Annotated in this window: 18 protein-coding genes; all 18 read left to right on the forward strand. The window is 42.2% G+C overall.

Annotated features, from left to right (window positions below):
- Positions 1 to 91: 91 nt before the first annotated feature.
- The 18 genes from P2W71_RS25380 (at position 92) to P2W71_RS25465 (ending at position 23465) form a co-directional block, all read left to right on the forward strand.
- Positions 92 to 2347: a heavy metal translocating P-type ATPase gene (locus P2W71_RS25380; RefSeq protein WP_276374226.1), complete on the forward strand. Its 2256-nt coding sequence runs from the start codon at positions 92 to 94 to the stop codon at positions 2345 to 2347.
- Between the two features lie 336 nt (positions 2348 to 2683).
- Complete coding sequence (locus P2W71_RS25385; protein ID WP_276374227.1) at positions 2684 to 3739, forward strand: efflux RND transporter periplasmic adaptor subunit; 1056 nt, start codon at positions 2684 to 2686, stop codon at positions 3737 to 3739.
- Positions 3740 to 3750: 11 nt separating this feature from the next.
- Positions 3751 to 6849 (forward strand): efflux RND transporter permease subunit, encoded by a 3099-nt coding sequence (locus tag P2W71_RS25390; RefSeq protein WP_276374228.1) that lies wholly within the window; start codon positions 3751 to 3753, stop codon positions 6847 to 6849.
- Positions 6850 to 6857: 8 nt separating this feature from the next.
- Positions 6858 to 8192, forward strand: coding sequence for a TolC family protein (locus P2W71_RS25395; RefSeq protein WP_276374229.1), 1335 nt, complete (start codon positions 6858 to 6860; stop codon positions 8190 to 8192).
- Positions 8193 to 8208: 16 nt separating this feature from the next.
- Positions 8209 to 8865 carry a YHS domain-containing protein gene (locus tag P2W71_RS25400; protein ID WP_276374230.1) on the forward strand — a complete coding sequence of 219 codons (657 nt, stop codon included), beginning with the start codon at positions 8209 to 8211 and terminating at the stop codon, positions 8863 to 8865.
- A gap of 355 nt (positions 8866 to 9220) precedes the next feature.
- The gene (locus tag P2W71_RS25405; RefSeq protein WP_276374231.1) at positions 9221 to 10261 is read left to right on the forward strand and encodes a 2Fe-2S iron-sulfur cluster-binding protein; all 1041 of its coding nucleotides are present in this window, start codon (positions 9221 to 9223) and stop codon (positions 10259 to 10261) included.
- Between the two features lie 82 nt (positions 10262 to 10343).
- Complete coding sequence (locus tag P2W71_RS25410; protein ID WP_276374232.1) at positions 10344 to 10550, forward strand: heavy-metal-associated domain-containing protein; 207 nt, start codon at positions 10344 to 10346, stop codon at positions 10548 to 10550.
- Positions 10551 to 10563: 13 nt separating this feature from the next.
- Entirely contained in the window at positions 10564 to 10770 is a 207-nt protein-coding gene (locus P2W71_RS25415) for a cation transporter (RefSeq protein ID WP_276374233.1), read from the forward strand.
- 160 nt (positions 10771 to 10930) lie between these two features.
- The gene (locus P2W71_RS25420) at positions 10931 to 11404 is read left to right on the forward strand and encodes a 5-fold beta-flower protein (protein WP_276374234.1); all 474 of its coding nucleotides are present in this window, start codon (positions 10931 to 10933) and stop codon (positions 11402 to 11404) included.
- A gap of 46 nt (positions 11405 to 11450) precedes the next feature.
- Entirely contained in the window at positions 11451 to 12371 is a 921-nt protein-coding gene (locus P2W71_RS25425; protein ID WP_276374235.1) for a restriction endonuclease, read from the forward strand.
- Positions 12322 to 14862 carry a cation-translocating P-type ATPase gene (locus P2W71_RS25430; RefSeq protein ID WP_276374236.1) on the forward strand — a complete coding sequence of 847 codons (2541 nt, stop codon included), beginning with the start codon at positions 12322 to 12324 and terminating at the stop codon, positions 14860 to 14862. Before P2W71_RS25425 ends, P2W71_RS25430 begins: the two co-directional genes overlap by 50 nt.
- Positions 14863 to 14866: 4 nt before the next feature.
- Positions 14867 to 15931, forward strand: a complete 1065-nt coding sequence (locus tag P2W71_RS25435) for a hypothetical protein (RefSeq protein WP_276374237.1) — start codon at positions 14867 to 14869, stop codon at positions 15929 to 15931.
- 76 nt (positions 15932 to 16007) lie between these two features.
- Complete coding sequence (locus tag P2W71_RS25440; protein WP_276374238.1) at positions 16008 to 17522, forward strand: thymidine phosphorylase family protein; 1515 nt, start codon at positions 16008 to 16010, stop codon at positions 17520 to 17522.
- A complete protein-coding gene (locus P2W71_RS25445) occupies positions 17519 to 18394 on the forward strand; it encodes a ribose-phosphate pyrophosphokinase (RefSeq protein ID WP_276374239.1) in 876 nt (291 codons plus the stop codon). Before P2W71_RS25440 ends, P2W71_RS25445 begins: the two co-directional genes overlap by 4 nt.
- The gene (locus P2W71_RS25450) at positions 18391 to 19659 is read left to right on the forward strand and encodes an efflux RND transporter permease subunit (RefSeq protein ID WP_276374240.1); all 1269 of its coding nucleotides are present in this window, start codon (positions 18391 to 18393) and stop codon (positions 19657 to 19659) included. The genes P2W71_RS25445 and P2W71_RS25450 overlap by 4 nt, the downstream gene beginning before the upstream one ends.
- 1 nt (position 19660) lies before the next feature.
- A complete protein-coding gene (locus P2W71_RS25455) occupies positions 19661 to 21544 on the forward strand; it encodes an efflux RND transporter permease subunit (RefSeq protein WP_276374241.1) in 1884 nt (627 codons plus the stop codon).
- Between the two features lie 101 nt (positions 21545 to 21645).
- Positions 21646 to 22053, forward strand: a complete 408-nt coding sequence (locus P2W71_RS25460; protein WP_276374242.1) for a hypothetical protein — start codon at positions 21646 to 21648, stop codon at positions 22051 to 22053.
- Positions 22054 to 22181: 128 nt separating this feature from the next.
- Positions 22182 to 23465 carry an efflux RND transporter permease subunit gene (locus P2W71_RS25465; RefSeq protein WP_276374243.1) on the forward strand — a complete coding sequence of 428 codons (1284 nt, stop codon included), beginning with the start codon at positions 22182 to 22184 and terminating at the stop codon, positions 23463 to 23465.

Here is a 23465-nt window from a genome sequence, read left to right on the forward strand (position 1 = left end):
TCTTGTAACTGATACTCTCCAAAGTATAAAACTATACGAAGGACAGGGGTGTATTATTGAAGTGTAGATTGAATTATTAAAATCCAAAACAATGTCAGCAATTAGTGAACTAAATGTAAAAGCCGCCAACGGTAAATATATACGCGAAGAATTCCCTGTGTTGGAGATGACTTGTGCCGCTTGTGCGATAAGTGTAGAATCAATGCTTAAATCGACCACCGGTGTTAAGGATGCCGGCGTAAATTTTGCAAATCAAACTGCCTGGGTTGAATACGACCAGAAACAAACAAAGCCGGTTGACTTGCAGAATTCAATAAGATCGATTGGTTACGATCTTGTCGTTGATGTGGAAGACCCACAGGCTGTTCAGGAAGCGGCTCAACGAAAACATTATGAAGCTGTAAAAAACAGAACGATCTGGTCTTCAATCCTTGCCGTTCCAGTTGTAATCATTGGAATGTTCTTCATGGATATCCCCTATGGTAATTACATATCAATGGTACTATCCGCCCCTGTTGTATTCTATTTTGGAAGAACTTTTTTCATCAATGCATGGAAACAGGCACGACATGGAAAGGCAAATATGGATACACTAGTTGCACTATCTACTGGAATTGCCTTTTTATTCAGCGCTTTTAATACTTTCTTTCCAGATTTCTGGCATTCCAGAGGAATTCACGCTCACGTTTACTATGAAGCTGCGGCAGTGATAATTGCATTCATTTCTCTCGGAAAGCTGTTAGAAGAAAAAGCAAAATCCAATACTTCTTCAGCTATCAAAAAACTAATGGGCTTGCAGCCAAAAAATGTTTTGGCAATTGTTGATGGGACGGAGAAAGAAATTCCCATAGCTTCTGTAAAGATCGGCTTTAAAATAATTGTACGTCCTGGAGAAAAAATTCCTGTTGATGGAGTTCTAATCAACGGTTCATCCTTTGTCGATGAAAGCATGATCTCCGGAGAACCCGTGCCAGTGGAAAAGATTGCCGGTGAGAAGGTCTTCGCTGGAACTGTTAATCAGAAAGGAAGTTTTCAATTCGAAGCCAAAAAAGTTGGTGGGGATACTATACTTGCACAAATAATTAAAATGGTGCAACAGGCACAAGGAAGTAAAGCGCCGGTGCAAAAGCTTGTTGACAAGATCGCAGGTATTTTTGTACCGGTTGTAATTGGAATAGCAGTCCTCACTTTCATTACTTGGATGATTCTAGGAGGCGAGAATGCCTTCACACATGCTCTATTAACATCGGTTACGGTTCTGGTGATTGCATGTCCATGCGCACTAGGATTAGCAACTCCTACGGCAATTATGGTTGGCGTCGGAAAAGGGGCAGAAAACAATATCTTAATTAAGGATGCAGAAAGTTTGGAGATTGCTCATAAAGTAAATGCCGTCATCCTCGATAAAACAGGAACAATCACAGAAGGGAAACCCATTGTTACAGATTTCATATGGGATATCGAGGGAAAAAGTCTGAAACAGTATAAAGATGTTCTTTATACGCTTGAGACAAAATCTGAACATCCTCTTGCGGAAGCGGTGGTTAACAAATTAAGAGAAGAGGGTGCTAAAAGTATCGACGTGCATTCATTTGAAAGTGTGACGGCACGCGGAGTAAAAGGATACTACCATGATACAACTTACTTCGTGGGAAATAAAAAACTGTTGGAAGAAAATGGTACAAGGATTTCGGAAAATGTAAAATCTGAAGCTTTGAAATTGCAATCTGAAGCAAAAACAGTTATTTATTTTGCCAGTGAAGAGACAGTGCTAGCTGTCATAGCAATAGCGGATAAAATAAAAGCAACATCGAAGGCAGCAATACTTGCCCTACAAAATAAAGGCATTGATGTTTACATGTTGACTGGTGACAATGAACAAACTGCAAAAGCAGTAGCCGCCCAGGTTGGTTTGAAACATTTCCGTGCAGAAGTCCTTCCATCCGACAAAGCTGAATTCGTCAAGAAACTTCAAACCGAGGGAAAGGTGGTTGCAATGGTTGGAGATGGAATCAACGATTCGCACGCGCTCGCGCAAGCGGATGTTAGCATAGCAATGGGGAAAGGTTCTGATATTGCTATGGATGTGGCAAAGATGACTTTGATAACCTCAGATCTGCAATCTATTCCTAAAGCTCTTAATCTTTCAACCAAAACGGTATTAGGAATTCGCCAAAATTTATTCTGGGCTTTCATTTACAATGTTATTGGAATTCCGCTGGCTGCCGGAGTTTTATATCCAGTGAATGGGTTTCTGTTGGATCCGATGATTGCCGGTGCAGCTATGGCACTAAGCTCAGTGAGCGTAGTTGGAAACAGTTTAAGATTAAAAGCCGCAAAGATCTAACCTCGATGAAAAACACTTGGGCCATTGACGTTAATCATTCAATTCGTTATCTGCCATCAAAGAATTTGCTGGCGAAGATTATGAGGCTGCTGATATAGATTTAAGGCCAAGTAAGCACACTATCACCCACTCTTATTCACTATTGTAAAACTTCCGAATTTTTTGTTTGAGGAGGAGTGGATTTCCATTTTAGCAAAACCGATCATCACCAACTTAAAAGAAGTCCAGCACTGCTGGACTTTTTTTTACAGTAAACTTTATAAACCACACCCGCTTAAATACCAATCACGACATCATCATCAGCCGTTCATTGGCTCATAATGTAAAACTAAAATTATGAACAAGAACACACTCAATACTTATCTACGTTTGGTTGCACTTAGCGCAGCGTTGCTAGGTTGTAGCACAGAGGCCGCTGACTCCTCAGGGCAAAATGCATCGCAGGTAAACAGACTTCCGGTAGATGTAAAAGTTGTTAAAGCATCACCCCTTGTTCAGGAAGAAACTGTTGCCGGATCGATTCTATCTAACAAGGAAGTAAAAATCATGAGCGAAGTTGCAAAAAAGGTAGTTGCTATTTCATTCAGAGATGGAAGTCATGTAAACAAAGGACAACTCCTCTATAAGCTTGATGATAGCGACATCCTTGCTAGATTGAAACAAGCGCAGGCAGAATTATCGCTAGCAGAATTAAATGAAGGTCGGCTTGCGCAGCTTTTGAAAAATGAGTCAGTCAGACAGGAAGAATATGATGTGGCTGCTACAAAGCTTCAATCCTTAACAGCGTCTAAAGAGATTCTCAATGTAGAATTAAGTAAAACATCCATCCATGCACCATTTTCAGGTATTGTTGGAATTACTAAAGTAGAAATAGGATCTCTGGTAAGCCCTGGAATGCCATTGGTAACATTGCATGACCAGGAAAATGTAAAAATAGAATTCACAGTACCAGAGAAATACATTGACCATGTAAAATCTGGAAAGAAAATCCATTTTGCTCCATCCAGCAACAATGAGAAATTTACCGCAAAGATCTCAGCGACAGAATCAGGCATCGATATTCAAAGCAGAACGATTACCGTACATGCTATAGCATCAAACGGTGATGGCGCATTAAGACCAGGAATGTCTGCCCGCATTTATCTTTCAACGGTCTCAGACGATGCAAAAGGTATTACCCTACCCACAGAATCGTTAATCCCGAGCGCTCAAGGATATAGTGTATTTACAGTCAAAAATGGCCTGGCTAAAATGACTTCGGTCACCTTGGGTAACCGAAACGAGTCAGAGGCTCTTATCACTTCAGGATTGAATGACGGTGATACTGTGATGGTTTCGAATATTCTCCGTTCCGGAGATGGGACGCCTGTGCAAATCGTTTCAACAAAATAAAATAACCAATCATGAATTTACCTTCATTAAGTATAAAAAAACCCGTTCTCGCTGGAGTATTCTCCGCGCTGATCGTGGTGATGGGTATTGTTGGCTGGAAATATCTTGGTATTCGGGAATTTCCATTAACAGAGCCTCCGGTAATTGCAGCCATTACTTTTTATCCAGGTGCAAGCCCCGATGTTATTGCCTCAAAGATCACAAAACCTCTCGAAGAGTCCATTGCAGAAGCTAATGGCGTTCGCACTATTTCCTCCGAATCCAGGGAACAAGTAAGTATTATCTCGATTGAGTTTAACCGCGATATCGACCTTGAGGACGCTCTAAATGATGTGCGTGATAAAGTAGCAAAAGCAAAAAATCAACTTCCGGCCGACGTTGATCCTCCCATTGTTGAAAAGGCAAGTTCTCCAGATAACCTGGTCGCATTTCTCGAGGTTGAGAGTGATACGCGGGATATAAAAGAAGTATCTCATCTGGCATCAACTGTTATCAAGGAAAGAATGCAATCAATCCCAGGCATACAAAGGATAAGCATCGTAGGTGAACACAAATACGCAATGCGTTTAAGGTTTGATCCAATTAAGCTTGCAGCTTTCAAATTAACGCCTGAAGACATCCGGTTAGCGTTACTACGCGAGAACATGGACCTCCCTTCAGGAAGAATTGAAGGGCAAACGAGTGAATTGAGTGTGAGAACACTTGGACGACTTACAACTGCACAAGAATTCAATGACATGATCATCAAACAAAGTGGCAGTTCCATTATTCGATTAAAGGATATCGGACACGCGGAGTTGGGTGAAATGAATGAAAGAAATGCCATTATTAACGGAACAGAAAAAGCGGACCGTGTTGGCGTGGGTGTTGCAATCCAGATTCAGCGAGGTGCAAATGCAATTGAAGTCGTTGATGAATTTTACAAACGGTTGGATCAGTTAAGAAAAGAAATTCCAAAAGAATACCGTTTAATAGTTGGCTTTGATTTCACGAAACCTGTAAGAGAGTCGATCAAAGAAGTTGAGGAAACCTTATTTATTGCCTTTGGACTCGTGGTAATCATCATCTTCTTATTCCTTAGGGATTGGAGGTCAACGATAATCCCGGTATTGGCAATCCCTGTGTCAATTCTATCAGCTTTTTTCATCATGTACATCGCAGGATTTTCAATCAATGTATTAACACTTCTTGGGCTCGTTTTATCTATCGGTCTCGTTGTCGATGACGCGATAGTAGTATTGGAGAATATTTACAAAAAGGTTGAGGAAGGAATGACACCTGTTCAGGCAGCTTTTGCCGGATCAAAAGAGATCTACTTCGCTGTAATTTCCACTACTATAACACTGGCTGCAGTATTTCTACCCATCGTGTTTATGGGAGGGATCAGCGGCCAATTATTTAAAGAATTTGCAATTGTAGTTTCAGGATCAGTTTTGGTTTCAGCCTTTGTTGCATTGACACTTTCCCCAATGTTGAGTGCGTACCTATTAAAGAAGCATGATAAACCTAACTGGCTTCATCGGGTAACAGAACCATTTTTTATCATATTAAATAATGGGTATGCCAGGCTATTAAATGCCTTTATGAAGTTCAGATGGCTGGCTTGGGTATTCCTTATTGGCAGCGGAGGTTTGATTTTCTATTTGGGCCAAAAGCTTCCATCAGAATTAGCTCCCATCGAAGACCGGTCAAATATGCTCTTGATTGCAATTGCGCCTGAAGGAGTTTCATATGATTTCATGAAAAAGAACATGACTGAGGTTGGCCACTATGTAAATGATAATACAGAAGGCTTGTATCAGACCTACTCAATGGTTGCAATATCATTTATTCCAGCACCTGCTCCCGTAAACGTGGCAGTTCAAAGCATTTACCTGAAAGATCCTAAGGAAAGAAATGTAACAGCCCAACAATTATATTATCAATACGGTGCTGCATCAGGACAGTTCAGAAACATATTGCTTTTCCCATATATGCCACCCACTATCGGAACGCGGTATGGTGGCGGTCAGCCGGTTCAGTATGTTTTACAAGCTTCAAGCCTCGACAGTTTGGCCACTATACTACCTAAGTTTCTCGGTGCAGCCAGGCAAAGCAGTAAGCTCATGTTTGTTGACAGCGATCTGAAAATTAACAAGCCTGAACTTAAAATAAATATTGACAGGCAAAAAGCCGCGCTTATGGGTGTTTCAATCCAGGAAGTAGCAAGGGCTTTGCAGCTATCGCTTTCTGGTCAGCGTTATGGTTATTTCTTAAGAAATGATCGACAGTATGAAGTGATAGGCCAGGTAGAGAAATTAAATCGAAATGATATTGGCGATCTCCGTTCGATCTATGTGAGATCTTCAAATGAACAAATGATCTCCCTTGATAACCTTGTATCAATCGAGGAAGGAATAAGTCCGGCAGCTATCTATCGGTATGATCAATATACCTCTGCTACAATATCGGCTGGCCTGGCTCCAGGTGTAAGTCTTGACGAGGGTATAAAAGAGATGGAACGTATTAAGATGGAAGTGTTGGGTGAAAGCTTTAAGTCAACGCTGGCAGGTCAATCCCGCGATTACGTTGAAAGTCAAGGCAATCTTTCATTCACTTTGATACTTGCGCTGCTACTTATCTACATGATACTCGCCGCCCAATTTGAGAGCCTGCGAGATCCGCTGATCATCATGCTAACTGTCCCCATGGCTGTGACTGGTGCACTGCTAAGTCTGGAGTGGTTTGGCCAGAGTTTGAACGTGTTCAGCCAAATTGGTATAATCACGCTGGTTGGGCTTATAACGAAGAATGGGATTCTCATCGTAGAATTTGCCAATCACCTAAAGGATACCGGGCTTTCAAAATTCGACGCTGCAACCCAGGCTGCTGAACAAAGATTCAGACCAATTCTTATGACTTCTCTCGCAATGATCTTTGGTGCATTACCTATTGCACTTACAAACAACTCAAGGCAATCATTGGGGATTGTAATCGCAGGAGGTTTAATCTTCGCCGGGATCCTTACCCTGTTCATTATTCCAGCCGTCTATTCTTACATCTCGTCATCAAAAATAAAGAAAGAAGTTATTGACGAGTCCGAAGCGTTACAACTGCATACCATTAATTAAATCCAATCATGAAAAATATCTCAAACTGGTGGACGGGAATAGCCCTCTTTGCAACCCTAAGCCTACATGCACAAGACAGAAAGCTATCTCTTCCAGAAGCCCTAACCATTGCAAGGGAAAATAATAAAGGGTTAAAGATCGAAATGCTTGAAACCAAATCAGCACACGAAGAAACAAATATTTCGAAAGCATTCATGCTGCCAAGTATCTCAGCAACTGGTGGATATTCATACTATTTTGACAGGCAAGTCATATTCATGCCAGGAGCATTTACAGGCAACGATACAGAACCAGTCGTTGATGTCGCCGTGGGTGGAAAGAATACATTTAACACGTATCTATCAATTCACCAGCCAATCGTATTTGAGGCGGCAAGAAGGCAAATTAAATCTTCACGAATCAATGAGTCTGTTCAAGAACTTGATGTAAAAGATCGTCTCGCACAGGTAACGGTTGACGTTACTGCCACATACTATAAAGCGTTGCTCATTCAGGAAAGCATTGAACTAAATAGGCAAAGCTTCGCTCGCAACCAGAGGTCACTAGAAGATTCCAGAATGTTGCTGCTACAAGGGAAAAATCTTAAAGTTGATACTCTGAGAAATTTCATAGTTGTCGAAAACCTTAAGACGACCATTTCTTACCTGGAAAATCAAAGAAAAGTGGCTCTGTTGCAATTACAGCAGTTGCTCGGGACGAATAAAATTGAAATGCTGGTGTTGACGGATAGTCTAACACACGATAGGGAAGGCGGATACTTTGCAGCGGGGGAATCGCTATATACTGATGCAATTCAGAATCGACCGGACATTCAAATACAAAAACTTAATGTTGAATTAAGCAAAAACTTATTGAGTCAAAGCAAAGCTCAACGGCTTCCAACGCTTTCCGTGGTTGGCATGTATCAAATACAAGCACAAGCTGACAACAGGACTTTTGATTCGTATCGATGGCCAAAAACATCCTTTCTCGGCTTGCAAGCAAATGTACCGATCTTTACGGGAAACAGAATCAATTCAAAGATTCGGCAATCGAACATTCAGTTACAAAGCAGCGTGCTACGTTTAGAAGATGCTACGGAAAAAGCGAACACTGAAATTGCAACCCTGCAAAACAATCTCAAGGAAGTAGTCCAACGTGTTTCAGTTCAGGAACGAACTGTACATGCTGCTGAAATGAATTTCACAATTGTCAACGACCGTTACAGGAATGGTTTGAGCTCGCGCCTTGAGTTGTCAGATGCCGAGCTGGCTTTGACTGAATCTAAGATGAATCGTCTTAATCTAATTTTCAATGTTAAAATGGCTAAATTGGTATTAGATAAAGCACTTGGACTACTTTAGTGGACAACAAGGAAGCATGGAAAAAGAAATCTCAATCCTGATGGCAGATCTCACTGGATACACCGCGATGACTGATGTTCACGGCGGTGCTTCAGCTGCCAGGATTGTGAATAAATACATGGAAATTGTTAATGGTGCTTGTTCGGGTACAACCAAGGTAATGCAGCGAGTTGGAGACCAAGTGGTGATGATTGCAGACAATACGGTCGATCTTATTGCAACGGTCAACCAGATAAACGCATTGACTCTTGAGCAAAACCACTTTCTTTCCATACACGCCGGAATGCATTTTGGCTCAGTCTTCATTGAAAATGAAAACCTTTTCGGGTCGACAATCAATGTAGCTTCCCGAATTATGAATATTGCATGCCGAGGCCAGATACTGTGTTCAGCATCGTTTTTTTCAAAAGTGCCTGCTACTCATCAACCTCAATTCAGACCCATCGGCAGCCATCGCTTCAAAAATGTCCTTGATGAAGTCGACCTATTTGAACTTTTACCTTTATCAAATGCTAGCCTTTTGCATGTAGATCCTGTTTGCCACATGCATATAGATCCTGCTAAAGCCTTAAGTAGTTGTGTATACAATAGGTCAACTTACCATTTCTGCAGTGAACATTGCTCGCAACTATTCCATTCCTCCCCGGGCAAATTCTTGCTGGGACAGCAATGAACATCTAAATCCTATAAATCGTACCTGCTTAAGTACAAGTGCTGCCCTACGTGATTGAGGTATCTTTATCTCATTAAAAGTCAGCAATGAAAAATTTTAGTAGAGCAATTTTATTAGCGGTGGGGATTATGGTGGCTATGTTGTGCATTAGCGTTGTATTTTAGATTTTAATACAACGAAATATAAATACAACCCGCCCATCCAAACATCACGTTTCAGTCGGCATGATCTACAAGCGCTCCACTTAAAAGAATGCGGGTCATTATCGGTGCTGCGGTAACTGGTTCGTTTAATTTTATAAAACTTACCGGTTTATGTATAAGGTACCGCCTTTTCAAACATTGTTAGTTTGAATATGAAACTGGAAATTGTTAGGACGTCGAAACCCACTGATGATTCAATAAGCTTATACTTTCGAAAGACCGGGATATTAGAACAATACAAGGCGGGGCAACATGCATTATTGTCCTTCAAAGTCAATAACGAACCATTTAAAAGGACTTATTCTTTTCATACATCTCCACAACAAGATAAGGATGCAGGAATCACGGTTCGTGCTATAGTGGGCGGGTTGATATCGAACTATCTTCAATCAATGAAGGGAAGCCCTGAAATCGTTCTTGAGGGAGTATCCGGTGAATTTTCGATTGACCCTCATACTAGTAATAAGCGTCATCTGGTGATGTTTGCGGCAGGCAGCGGGATCACACCAATTATGTCTATTCTGAAAACCATTCTGTACAATGAACCGCATTCCGCTATCTCCCTGATTTACACCAACAGAAGTTACTCAACAATTATTTTTAAGGACGCCCTTTTATTGCTTAGACGCTTATTTAAGGAGAGGCTTAAGGTTTATCACATTCTCACACAAGAAGAAAGGGTGCCCGCGGGCTTTGAAGTTTTTTACAGGGGACGTCCTTCGAAATTGATCATCAAGAAAATGCTTAAGAACATTTCGGATGAAATTCCAAATAAGGTCGAATACTTTTTGTGCGGGCCCTCTTCTTTAATTAAATTAATCGAGGAGACGATTTACTCTGTTGATGCTGAGGCAAAGATATATAAAGAGCACTTTTTCCTACCGCAAGAAAAACAGGAATTTGACTTTTCTAATCTTCCGACTCGTGAAGTTAGTGTCCACGTAAAAGGTGAAGAAAAATTCTTGATTGTCCGGAGTGGTAAGTCCATTCTACAGGCAGCAATTGACAATAGCGTAAAGTTGCCATTTTCTTGTACGGAAGGGCAATGCGGCACTTGCCGCGCGCAACTGATCCGCGGTGAAGTCAAGCTTCGAAGAAATCACATCCTGAGTGAAGATGAACTGAAAAGCGGCCAGATACTTTTATGCCAGGGGTTTCCAACTTCAGACGGAATTGCCATAAAATCCAGTTGATAATTATATAAACCTTCCCCGCTTTAATGTAAAGCTTTCTACTACGTTCCAACGTTATTTACATATAAAACATAAACAAAATATGGAAACGATAAATCTGACAATCCCCACTATGAAAAGCACGCATTGCCAAATGACTGTGACGAACACGGTAACGGCTATCGGTGGAAATGTAAAGTCGGTTGCGCCGACCAAAGCAGAAATCGAACTGTCGAACGGGCTGACGAAAGAGGCGGTAGTTTCAGCTATTCAAAAAGCGGGATACAATGTCGTAAATGGAATTCTTTAAACTTTAACTAAAAATGGAAACAACAAAATTCAAAACAAACATAAAGTGTTCAGGGTGCGTAGCGAAAGTAACTCCTTTCCTGAACGAAGCTTTAGGCGACGACAATTGGGAAGTTGATTACAATAACCCATCAAAAGTGCTGACAGTTGTCGGTGAGGATGACAAGTCAAAGGTTATTCAGGCAGTGGAGAAGGCGGGATACAAAGCCGAGGCACTTTAAAAAGCCGACTTAATGGTACGGAGGTCGTGGGATTCTTTCCACGACCTTTTTTTATTCCCGAAAATGTGACAAAGATCATGTTTCCGTATGGGCAAAAGTCAAATCGTAGCACAATGACAATTGTAATCTTTACCTATTGTTGATTAAAACACACATATCAATGAAAAACAGAACACTTTTAATGATAATGCTACTCATGTTTGCATTTTCATTTGTAAACGCGCAAGAGGCGCAACAGAAAAGAGAGATGCCACCTAAGCACAGAGGCATGCACCCACGCTTACAGGCGGACGGAACGGTAATCGATGATAGTGGCAAAACGCTTGGGTCTATTAAAAATGGAAAAGTATGTGACGAAACCGGAAAAGTGATCGGTGTAATCTCCGGCCATGGGGATGTCACAACTGCAAGTGGAAAAACTATCGGAAAAATCCAGAAAGACGGAAGCTACAAATCAATGAAAGGACACGTTGTAACAACCGACCCCGATGGAGTTGTGAAAGTTGCTGGAAAGGAAGTTGCAAAAGTCGAATCTGGCTACAAAGACAAGTCTCATGGTTGCGCCCTTCATTGCTTCTTTAGCTCCGAAAATGAGGATGCTAAAGAAATCGACAAGGACGTTAAGGACAAGTAGTGAAAAGCCTACAACCGGACGCCTCTTTTAATTCACTGACAACGTTATGCAGAACGGACAACTATCACTTGAGATCACAAAAGCGAATGGGGAAAAGTCCGTCTTCGACCCAAAAAAACTCTTCAATTCATTAACGCGATCCGGAGCCGATGAGACCCAAGCTCTCGAGATCGCTAATACAATCACCTCGGAGCTTTATCCTGGAATATCAACAAAAAAAATTTACAGGAAAGCATTCGCCCTCTTGAAGGAACAATCGAGGTTCCTGGCTGCACGATACAATCTGAAAACTGCGATCATGATTTTGGGTCCATCGGGCTACCCGTTCGAAAGATTTATTGGAGAACTATTAAAACATCAGGGTTTCCAAGTGGAAGTCTCAAAGATCGTCGCGGGCAAGTGCGTTAACCATGAGGTAGACGTCATTGCAGAAAAGGATAATCATCATTTCATGATAGAATGCAAATATCACAACCAACCGGGAACAGTATGTGACGTGAAGATTCCGTTGTACATACAATCGCGATTCCTCGATGTAGCTGCACAATGGAAAACTCTTCCAGGTCATGAAAATAAATTTCACCAAGGCTGGGTGGTTACGAATACCCGGTTTACACTAGACGCAATTCAATATGCAAATTGTGCTGCGCTAAAACTGCTCGGCTGGGACTATCCTGCCAAAGGAAGTCTTAAAGATCTTATCGATTCGCTAGGACTTTATCCGATAACCACGCTTACATCGCTTACGCTAACAGAAAAGAAAGCACTTCTTGAAATGCAGCTGGTGCTTTGTCATGAACTCCGGAAAAATGAAAAGGCATTGAGTCAAATCGGAATAAAAGCTACTCGAATCAAAACTGTACTTGAGGAATGTCTCAATCTGTGCCAGCGCGCAAAACAAAGCACCCCATCAATTCATGAACGCCCGGAGTATCATAGCGCCAGATCAGCCAATCCTCAAAGATAATTTGATGAATGGGTTAACTGAAAGCGAAGTTTTTCGACTTCAAAAAGAGTTCGGTTTAAACAAGATTGAAACCGAAAATCATCACTCACTTTGGCAAATCCTTGTTGGTCAATTCAAGTCGCCAATTGTTTATATACTATTGTTCGCTGTGTCAATGTCGTTCTACTTCAATGAATGGCTTGACGGAATTGCGATCCTTGTCGTCATTCTTATCAACGCGGCAATTGGATTCTACATGGAGTTTCAGGCAGACCGCTCGATGGAGGCTTTACAAAAGCTTTCTGTGGTATTATCAAAAGTGATCCGTGACGGAAAGGTTAAAGAGATCAACTCCGAGCAAATTGTTCCCGGAGAACTTGTGTATTTAGAAGCAGGTGACATCATTCCAGCCGATGGAAAAATCATAAAGTTGTCACGGTTGCTCGTAAACGAATCAGCCCTTACGGGAGAATCCGTTCCCGTGGAGAAAATTCTAAACGTTGAATCATCACCAAATACGCCAGACCAAAATCTGTTCAAGGGAACTTTCGTCACAAATGGCAATGCGACATACTATGTGACATCAACTGGTATGAATACAGAACTTGGTAAGATTGCAAGCATGGTTCAATCTGCAAGGCAGGCAGCAACTCCCTTAGAAAAGAAACTTGAGAGCTTCACCAAAAAGCTTATTCAAATAACACTGCTTCTTGTACTACTCATCTTTGTCGCAGGCTGGATGGGTGGAAATGATCTTTTTGAAATATTAAATACAGCTATTGCTTTAGCAGTTGCTGCAATACCTGAGGGTCTTCCAATTGTAGCTACTCTTGGGCTTGCTCGCGGAATGCTAAAAATGGCGAAGCATAACGTTATAGTAAAAAAGTTATCGGCTGTCGAGACTCTTGGAGGCACTAGCGTAATCTGTACGGACAAGACTGGTACGTTAACCGAAAACAGAATGACGGTTGCAGGTGTACAACCTTCTACCAATCAACAGAAAATAATTGAAGCCTGCGTCTTGTGCAACACAGCAAGTATAGATCAGTCGAATGAAGTTGGCGATCCCCTCGAGATAGCGCTATTACAATTTGCATCACAACACGGCAACATTCAAGAAATTCGGAACCAATATCCAAAGATTGACGAGGAACCGTTCTCATCAGACTCCAAGCGCATGCTCACGCTTCATAAAGGGAAGGGCAAATATGTTACAGTGGCCAAGGGCGCAGTTGAATCAATTCTAAACCTCTGCTCCAAAAGTATAAATTCAACTTCAGATTGGAAACATGACGTTTTAGAAGGCGCGAATAAACTGGCTGCAGACGGTTTTAAAGTTATCGCAGTTGCATCGAATGAACGCAATGAGGCAGGGATTGCAGATGATGCTTTCACGTACTTAGGAATTATCGGGTTAATCGATCCACCACGGCAAGATGTAGCGCAGGCAATCAGGGAATGTAAAAGCGCGGGTATCAGAGTAGTAATGATCACGGGTGATCATCCCGCCACTGCGAAAGAGATCGGGAGACAACTCGGTATTGAGTCAGCTCAGGTTCAACTTGGCTCAGGCATGAAGTCTTACGACCAGCTAACCGAGATAGAAAAAACAAACTGGATTAACCAAAATATTTTCGCGCGAGTGAGCCCTGCACAAAAGCTGGATCTCATAAGGCTATACCAGGAAAAGAATTTCGTTGTCGGAATGACTGGTGATGGTGTTAATGATGCCCCTGCATTAAAGAAAGCTGACATCGGGATCGCCATGGGATTGCGCGGAACGCAAGTAGCCCAAGATGTAGCAGATATGGTGATTAAAGACGATTCATTCGCCTCCATCGTAACAGCAATAAAACATGGCAGAATAATTTTTGACAATATTAGAAAGTTCGTTGTCTTTCTCCTTTCCTGCAACCTCAGCGAATTATTCACAATAGCGGTCACAGCAGTAATCAATCTTCATTTTCAGCTCTTCCCGTTACAGATCCTCTTCATAAATCTGGTAACGGACGTGCTTCCGGCACTCGCGCTTGGCATGACGCCAGGAAATAAGAACATCATGAAGATGGCACCTAAAAATAGTGATGAGCCTATTATTACTAAAACTCTTTGGATCACAATAATATTTTACTCGATTGTAATCAGTGCTGCTGGCCTTGGCGCTGTCACGACAAGCCACTTCCTCTTTCACAAGGAAGAAGGATGGAATCCCGAACTCTGCAACAACATCCTTTTCTTTACGCTGATTTGTTCTCAATTGCTCCACGTATTAAACATGAACGCAAAAGGAACGAGCATTTTCAAATCCGAAATCACTCGAAACAGATACGTGTGGTATTCAATTCTAGTATGTGTTGTGATCCTGGTTGGATGCTATGAAATTCCTACGGTCAGGCAAGCGCTCTCATTGTTCCCTCTCACCATTTTTGATTGGACAATAATCATTGCATTTAGTTTCGCTGGTCTTATTATCAATCAACTTGCTAAAGTATTTAACATCATAAAACAATAAAGCCATGAAAACCCTGTCACGAAAGGAAATCTTCTCTGCATCAGCGCAGCAAGTATTCAATACAATAGATGATCTTGGCGTCACCGGAATGCACATGACAGAATCATCAGGGATGATGATGGGAAGCAAGCTGAATCTTGAATTTTTAACCACTAACAAAACCGGAATCGGGTCCCGCTATCGTTGGACAGGCAAAATGATGGGATTGATGATGAATTTCACCGTAGAAGTTACAAAGTGGATCAATGGTGTAGAGAAAGTTTGGGAGACTATTGGAGAAACAAAGCTTATTATCTATTCATGGTACAGAATGAAGCTTTTGTTGAAGGACGTAAATGGAAATACTGAAGCAGAACTATCTATCTCGTATGAAAAACCAAAAGGCTTATTAAATAAAATACTATGCTTCTTCCTTGCAGACTGGTATTGCAGGTGGTGCCTTAAGAAAATGCTTGGAGATGCAAAGAAAGTGTTTACAAATCATCCGAAACAAACCACGCATTCATTTCAAATGAATGCCGCCTTGTTTGCACTTCTATCATTAATAAGCTTTGGCGCCAACGACCAAGTTGATAACAGCGGAGTCTACAACACGTTTGCCGACTACAAATCAAAAACGTTATCGTATGCTATTGATTGTAATTCAGAAAGGCATAAGATCAAGTCGGACCAATTTCATCACAGGGATGTTGTTCGGGTTGTCCATAATGACAGCCTACTCACAATGCCTAAGAGTGAAATATTTGGTTACAAAGATTGTAAAGACGTTACCTATAGAATTGTTGATGTGAAGAACCATTCGATACTGAATCCTTACGACAATTTGCACGAAATCAGAGGTCATAAAAGAACCGCGATCCACTACTACTTCAGTAAAACAATCGATGCGGCTCCCATTCTATTGACAATGGACAACCTTCATCACGTTTTTCATGACAATTATGCAGAATTTCTTAGAAAAATTGATGAAACTTTTAGACGTGATGGCCAGCTTATCAAGTTCGACAAGAGAAGCAAGAAATTCCTAGTCAGTCAACTCACGGGGGCACTATTGAGTAATAACGAATAGGGTCAACATTATTTGGGTTGACTGCGATTCAGACCAACAGTTATGAGCACAAGTAGGACTTTAGTCACCAAAACAAATGAATAAGGGAATACCACGTTCTGGGGCGCATCTTTTCGTAAAAAATATCGGTATCGATACATACCGTGAGAATACCATATTCATGCGTTATGATTGTGACATTTGTCGATCTGAAGGTTTTTCTGCACTTACCCGGGTAATCGTTGTGAACGGAAACAAGAGTGTGGTTGCCACGCTTAACGTTGTCACGTCCGATATCATTGCACATCACGAGGCTGGACTTTCCACCGAATGTATGAAACGCCTTGGTGTCAAGACTGGTGATACTATACATATATCGCATCTTGATCCAATTGAATCATTCAAGAAAGTCCGTGGAAAAATGTATGGGAACAGATTCACCGAAGCCGCGCTAGATGAGATCATAAAAGACATTGTTGCCGGACGATATTCCAACGTAGAACTGGCTGCATTTATAACAGCCTGTGTCAATAGCAATCTTGATATTAAGGAGGTCATCTCGTTAACCAAAGCGATGATCGGTAGTGGATTGAAGCTGGATTGGGGAAAAGAACTTGTTTTAGACAAACATTGCATCGGGGGCCTACCTGGAAACCGAACTACTCCAATCGTTGTGAGCATCATTGCCGCCTGTGGCCTTACCATACCAAAAACGTCCTCTCGTGCAATCACATCGCCAGCAGGAACTGCCGATACAATGGAAACAATGACGCCAGTAAATTTATCGATAGACCAGATGAGAAAAGTCGTAGAGGCTGAAGGCGGTTGCATCGCATGGGGTGGCGCTGTTCAACTCAGTCCGGCTGATGATATAATCATTTCGGTTGAGAAGGCACTGGACATCGACAGTGAAGGGCAGATGATCGCATCCGTACTTTCCAAAAAGAAGTCCGCTGGGTCTACACATGTTATAATTGACATCCCGGTGGGTGACACCGCAAAAGTACGCACTCAGGAATCTGCCACTCAATTGCAGGAGCAGTTCCATAAGGTAGGAACCGCTATCGGCATAAATGTTAGATCCATTATTACGGATGGCTCGCAGCCAATCGGTGCAGGCATCGGTCCTGCTCTTGAGGCACAAGACGTTCTCAAGGTGTTAAGGAACGAACAATTTCATTCAGGGTCTTTGAAGGAACGTTCTCTTTACGTTGCGGGGGCTTTGCTGGAACTATCTGGCAAGTGTCTACTAAACAAGGGTATTGAGTATGCAAAATATACTTTGGAATCTGGAAAGGCGTATCAAAAATTTATAAGAATCTGTGAAGCACAAGGTGGATTTAAGGAACCACCGACTGCATCTAAACAGTTTGACATACTTGCTGAAAAATCAGGTAAGGTAACATTGATTGACAACAGGACTCTTGCCCGGATTGCAAAGCTTGCAGGGGCACCAAAGTCACCTTCCGCTGGCATTCAGTTTCTGTCACCTCTGGGAAGAAAAGTATCAAAAGGAGATCTGCTTTATACCATTTACGCTGAGTCAGATGGCGAATTGAGTTATGCAAAGAAGTATGCATCGTCTACCCATCCGGTTGTAACGATTTTATGAACGCAATTGTAATTTCATATCCCGGAAATGAATCGCTCACTGCAAGTATTGCAAAAGGCATAAATGGTAAAATTGGAGAAATCCAAATGAGACGTTTTCCTGATGGCGAAACATATGTCAGGTTAGTAACTGACGTTTTGGACAAACCCGTCTTAATAATAGCCAGCCTGCATCGGCCAGACGATAAATTTTTATCACTCGTCTTTTTACTTCGACTGGTAAAAGATGCGGGGGCAGCTTCCGTTACATTGATCGCGCCCTACGTTGCATATATGCGTCAGGATAAACAGTTCAAACCCGGAGAGGCTGTCACCTCTGCCTACTTTGGTGAACTGTTATCGCCTTACATAGATAAAATGATTACTGTTGATCCTCACTTACACAGGCGAAAATCAATGAACGAAGTTTACACCGCCCCGTGCATAGTACTGCACGCCTCCCGGGCAATTTCAACGTGGATTAAGAACTCGGTCGCTAATGCTGTGCTGATCGGACCGGATTCAGAAAGCGAGCAATGGGTGTCACAGGTTGCAAAAGAAGCCGATGCTCCATATTTTATTTTAAACAAGGAACGTCATGGCGACAGGAATGTTGAAATCTCATTCCCTGAAACCAGCTCATTCCGTGAGCGCACGCCAGTGCTTGTAGACGACATTATTTCAACAGCACACACGATGATTGTAACGGTGAAGCGATTACTTGAACTTGGTTTCAATAAACCTATATGCATCGGAGTTCATGCGATTTTCGCGGATAACTCCCATCGGGAATTACAAGACGCTGGTGCCGCAAAAATTGTAACTTGTAATACCATTGTTCACAGTAGCAACGGTATAGATCTTAGTCCTTTAATCATTGAAGCACTGCAATGATCAAGAAACTGATTAGCTGGTCGATCAAGAACAAATGGATGGTGGTCATCATGTACTCCATGATGGTGATATACGGAATCTATTCTGTATATAATACGCCTGTGGATGCGCTTCCCGACCTCTCGGAAAATCAGGTTATCATCTACACAGAATGGATGGGAAGAAACCCTCAAATCATCGAGGACCAAATCACATACCCGTTAACATCGAATCTTCAGGGCATTCCTAAAGTAAAAAACATTCGTGGAGCGAGCATGTTCGGGATGAGCTTCGTATTTATCATTTTTGAAGACGATGCTGAGATCTATTGGGCACGTGCGCGGGTATTAGAAAGATTAAACTATGCAACACGATTACTTCCTCCAAACGTAACTCCCACCCTTGGGCCGGACGGAACGGGGTTGGGCCATGTATACTGGTATACTCTTGATGCACCCGGCTATGACTTAGGCGAATTAAGAGCATTACAAGATTGGTATGTTCGCTTTGGCCTTCAGACTGTAGAAGGCGTGAGCGAAGTGGCGTCATTCGGAGGATATCAAAAACAATATCAGGTTGTTGTTGATCCAATGAAACTTCGCTACCACAACATCACCATAATGGATGTTGCAAACAAAATAAAAGAAAACAACAACGAAGTTGGGGGCCGTAAATTCGAACTATCAGACATCGGTTACATTATCAAAAGTACTGGCTACATCAAGAACATAAATGATATTGAGAACATCCCGCTAAAAACAGAAAATACTGTACCGATAACGGTAAAAGATATTGGTACGGTACAAATGGGAGGCGACCTCCGCTTAGGCATTGTTGATGAGAACGGTGAAGGGGAAAAGGTAGGTGGAATTGTGATCATGCGATATGGAGAAAACGCAAAAGAGGTTATCGATCGTGTAAAGGAAAAAATTGAAGAAGTAAAAAAAGGTTTACCAGCTGGAGTAACCATTAAGCCCGCGTATGATCGGTCAGATCTGATCAACGCGACTATAGATACTTTGACCGAAGCAGTTACTGAGGAAATCATCGTAGTAGCGATAGTGCTATTCATCTTTTTACTGCACGTAAGAAGTGCGCTTATTGTTGTCATCACAATCCCGGTCTCGGTACTTTTTGCATTCATACTTATGAACTGGTTCGGCATAACATCCAACATAATGTCGTTAGCTGGAGTAGCACTTGCTGTGGGAGACTTGGTTGATGCAGGAATTGTAATGGTAGAAAATGCGATGAAGACTTTAGGCGGTGAAGCCGAAACGAATTGATATGGAGGAAACAAGAATAGATAAAATTGAGAAATCATCCCAACTGATTGGCAGGGCTGTGGTGAGTTCTATTCTTATCACACTTATTTCGTTCAGCCCAATCCTTTTTCTAACAGGCCAGGAACACAAGCTCTTTTCACCTCTTGTATGGACGAAGACATTTGCTATGATTGGTTCAGGCCTTGTAGCGATCATTCTCGTCCCGGTCTTAATGACCTTATTTCTTAAAGGGAAAGTTACACCGGAGAGTAAACACCCGGTAAGTAAGTTCTTCACCTGGATTTATGGCCCCGTCATAAGATGGTGCCTTAAATGGAAAAAGGTCACACTTGCTCTCGCTCTCGCGCTTGTCATCGGCAGCGTTCCGCTTGTCATTAATCTCGGAACGGAGTTTATGCCTGCGCTTGACGAAGGTTCGTTATTGTTCATGCCCGTTACATTGCCTGATATCTCTAACAACGAAGCAAAACGATTACTTCAGGTACAAGACAGAATCATCAAGTCCGTCCCGGAAGTCGCTAATGTTTTAGGTAAAGCCGGACGCGCAAATACCGCCACGGACAATGCGCCAATCAGCATGATAGAAACAATAATTATTCTCAAGCCGCAAGATGAATGGCGAGAAGGAATTACAAAGGATGACATCATAAGGGAGTTGAATAGCAAACTCGCGATACCCGGAGTTATTAACAGCTATACACAACCAATTATCAACAGAATCAACATGCTTTCCACCGGGATCAGGACGGATGTAGGGGTGAAGATCTATGGACAGAGCCTCGACTCGATCAACGTGCTTGCACACGAGTTCAAGAAACAACTCGAAGGTCTTGAAGGCGTGGCTGACCTTTATGTTGAACCGATTGTTGGTGGCAAGTACATTGATATCAAGATCCGAAAAGACGAGATCGGTCGTTATGGGCTGACAGTTGACGATGTAAATATGTTCATTGAAACTGCGCTGGGCGGGATGAACACCACAACTACCATAGAAGCTCGTCAACGCTTTCCAGTGAGTGTTCGCTTTGCGCAAGATTACAGAAACACAATTAATCAAATCAAGAATCTCCAGGTTCAGACGAATAATCTAGGTCCGATTCCGTTGTCATCTGTGGCCGAAGTAAATGTTACCGAAGGCCCTCCGATGATCAATTCAGAGAACGCAATGCTTCGGGGTACTCTCCTTTTCAATGTAAGAGGCAGGGACATGGGAAGCACGGTTTCAGAAGCAAAGGAACGCCTCGAGAAAGCAATAAAAAATCTTCCCAAAGGTTACTATTTGAGCTGGAGTGGTCAATACGAAAACCAAGTCCGCGCACAAAACCGGTTAATGGTGATCATCCCGATAGTGCTAATAATAATCCTCGTTGTACTTTATTTCACTTTCAAAAGCATGAGGGAAGTATTGATCGTGTTAAGTAGTATCCCTGTCGCACTTGTTGGCGGAGCATATTCCTTACACTTCTTTGACGTCAACTTTTCTGTGGCGGTAGCAGTTGGATTTATCGCCTTGTTTGGTATAGCGGTTGAGACTGGAGTTCTGATGTTAGTGTACCTGAACAATTCACTATACTTCAAAATAAAAAATCATACTACCGGGCAAGTCACAAACGAAATCATAGAAGATGCGATATATGAAGGTGCCGTTCAACGGCTCCGTCCTAAGTTAATGACAGTGCTCGTGGATGTGATTGGTTTGATGCCGGTTCTTTTCGCTACCGGAGCCGGAAGTGATGTGATGAAGCCTATAACGATTCCGTTTGTATTCGGACTGCTAACATCAACGATCTTTGTGCTGATTGTGCTGCCGGTTATCTACGCGTATGTGAGAGAGAAAGAATTGGCAAAGCGTGGAAAGATTGAGCACAAATTATTAGAAGATTAGGCTGAATAGCTGTTTTTCAGCTTTTCCCAAGGAATTTTATAACTCAATAATCATAAAGTATAAATCTAAAACCCAAGAATTGCGTTAGATTTGGGTATCAAATGAAGCCAATCCGTTTCATATCAGCCGTATTGTTAGCCATCGTGGTGCTGGTTTCATCTACCAGCTTCATGGTCGGTATGCATATTTGTATGGGGGAAGTTCAAAACATTGCGCTGTTTGGAAAGGCTGACAGCTGCCAGAAAGAAAAAGCTTTGCCGGCTTGCCATAAACATATGAAGCCTGCGTGCTGCGAAGATGAAACTGTCATTCACGAGGGCACTGACTTCAAAGGCTCAATCGAACACATTCATATCGTTGCCCCTTCTCCTGTTGACATCGAGCAACCAATGGTCCTGATTTCTGAGATCATTCCGGCTTCGCCAATTGCGCAATTCAAATACTACAACTACGATCCACCTTTGCGATCTTGTGATCTTACGGTCGAGCATCAAGTTTTCTTAATCTGATTCATCCATTCGTTTTGAAGGGCAACCTGCTCTTCGTGTAATCGCTTTGCCCGATGAAGCTTTAGCGTAATCGTGACTTTGCCTTAGCGATAACAGTAATTCCCTTTTCACATTCTTCATTTTAAGTCATGATTGAAAGCCTAATATCTTTCTCTCTTCGAAATAGATTCTTAGTGCTGCTGGTTGCCATTGGGTTATTCGCCTGGGGAGTCTATTCGGTGAAAGTAAATAAAATTGATGCGATACCTGATCTGTCCGAAAATCAGGTGATCGTCTTTACAGAATGGATGGGCCGCAGTCCTCAGATTATAGAGGACCAGGTGACATATCCACTTGTTACAAACCTCCAGGGTCTCCCTCAGGTTAAATATGTACGTGGCGCTTCGATGTTCGGAATGAGCTTCGTCTACGTCATCTTCGACGATGACACTGAAGTATACTGGGCCCGCGAACGTGTTCTCGAGCGACTCAATTATGCTACCCGACTCTTACCCGAAGGCGTCACTCCCACACTTGGTCCGGATGGAACAGGCGTTGGTCATATCTTGTGGTATACCCTTGATGCACCCGGAATGGATCTTGGGGAGCAACGCGCTATCCAGGACTGGTATGTAAAGTTCGCACTTCAAAATGTTCAAGGCGTGAGTGAGCTCGCATCATTTGGTGGCTTTCAAAAACAATATCAAATCACCGTTGACCCCAACAAATTGAACTATTACGGTCTATCAGCGCAAGAAGTCATCCAATCTATCCGCGCCAATAATAATGAGGCGGGCGGAAGGAAGTTCGAGCAAAGCGACATCGGATACATCATCAAGACAACGGGATATCTGAAGTCTGTCAATGAGATTGAAAACATTGCTGTAAAAACAGTCAACACCGTTCCAGTTAAAGTTAGTGACATAGCTACCGTACAAATGACGGGAGAAACACGTCTCGGCATCTTTGACATGGACGGTGAAGGTGAAGTCGTGGGAGGAATAGTTGTAATGCGCTATGGTGAGAATGCAGACGAAGTGATCAAAGCGGTGAAGAAGAAAATGGAAGAGGTTGCGAAAGGATTTCCTCAAGGAGTTAAATTCAATATCGTTTATGATCGAAGCCTTTTGATCGAAGAATCTGTATCGTCAATCAAAACAACACTGATCGAAGAAATGATCGTGGTCTCGATAATAGTGATCATGTTTCTATTTCATTGGAGGAGTGCCGCCAGCATCATCATTCAAATTCCAATCACCATAGCCACAAGCTTTATTCTGCTTAATGCTTTTGGCGTTACGTCCAACATCATGTCATTAACCGGAATTGCCCTAGCCATCGGGGTAATTGTCGATAACGGAATTATTATGGCGGAGAACTCTTATAAGAATCTGTCCCATCGTTATTCAGAATTAAATCCGGATGACAAGTAA

The organism is Chryseolinea sp. H1M3-3 (genome assembly GCF_029360725.1).
GTDB lineage: Bacteria > Bacteroidota > Bacteroidia > Cytophagales > Cyclobacteriaceae > Chryseolinea.

Bases quoted from the DNA above. Each gene is read 5' to 3' on its own strand.
- P2W71_RS25380 (WP_276374226.1), top strand. From the start codon at position 92: ATGTCAGCAATTAGTGAACTAAATGTAAAAGCCGCCAACGGTAAATAT.
- P2W71_RS25385 (WP_276374227.1), top strand. From the start codon at position 2,684: ATGAACAAGAACACACTCAATACTTATCTACGTTTGGTTGCACTTAGC.
- P2W71_RS25390 (WP_276374228.1), top strand. From the start codon at position 3,751: ATGAATTTACCTTCATTAAGTATAAAAAAACCCGTTCTCGCTGGAGTA.
- P2W71_RS25395 (WP_276374229.1), top strand. From the start codon at position 6,858: ATGAAAAATATCTCAAACTGGTGGACGGGAATAGCCCTCTTTGCAACC.
- P2W71_RS25400 (WP_276374230.1), top strand. From the start codon at position 8,209: ATGGAAAAAGAAATCTCAATCCTGATGGCAGATCTCACTGGATACACC.
- P2W71_RS25405 (WP_276374231.1), top strand. From the start codon at position 9,221: ATGAAACTGGAAATTGTTAGGACGTCGAAACCCACTGATGATTCAATA.
- P2W71_RS25410 (WP_276374232.1), top strand. From the start codon at position 10,344: ATGGAAACGATAAATCTGACAATCCCCACTATGAAAAGCACGCATTGC.
- P2W71_RS25415 (WP_276374233.1), top strand. From the start codon at position 10,564: ATGGAAACAACAAAATTCAAAACAAACATAAAGTGTTCAGGGTGCGTA.
- P2W71_RS25420 (WP_276374234.1), top strand. From the start codon at position 10,931: ATGAAAAACAGAACACTTTTAATGATAATGCTACTCATGTTTGCATTT.
- P2W71_RS25425 (WP_276374235.1), top strand. From the start codon at position 11,451: ATGCAGAACGGACAACTATCACTTGAGATCACAAAAGCGAATGGGGAA.
- P2W71_RS25430 (WP_276374236.1), top strand. From the start codon at position 12,322: ATGAACGCCCGGAGTATCATAGCGCCAGATCAGCCAATCCTCAAAGAT.
- P2W71_RS25435 (WP_276374237.1), top strand. From the start codon at position 14,867: ATGAAAACCCTGTCACGAAAGGAAATCTTCTCTGCATCAGCGCAGCAA.
- P2W71_RS25440 (WP_276374238.1), top strand. From the start codon at position 16,008: ATGAATAAGGGAATACCACGTTCTGGGGCGCATCTTTTCGTAAAAAAT.
- P2W71_RS25445 (WP_276374239.1), top strand. From the start codon at position 17,519: ATGAACGCAATTGTAATTTCATATCCCGGAAATGAATCGCTCACTGCA.
- P2W71_RS25450 (WP_276374240.1), top strand. From the start codon at position 18,391: ATGATCAAGAAACTGATTAGCTGGTCGATCAAGAACAAATGGATGGTG.
- P2W71_RS25455 (WP_276374241.1), top strand. From the start codon at position 19,661: ATGGAGGAAACAAGAATAGATAAAATTGAGAAATCATCCCAACTGATT.
- P2W71_RS25460 (WP_276374242.1), top strand. From the start codon at position 21,646: ATGAAGCCAATCCGTTTCATATCAGCCGTATTGTTAGCCATCGTGGTG.
- P2W71_RS25465 (WP_276374243.1), top strand. From the start codon at position 22,182: ATGATTGAAAGCCTAATATCTTTCTCTCTTCGAAATAGATTCTTAGTG.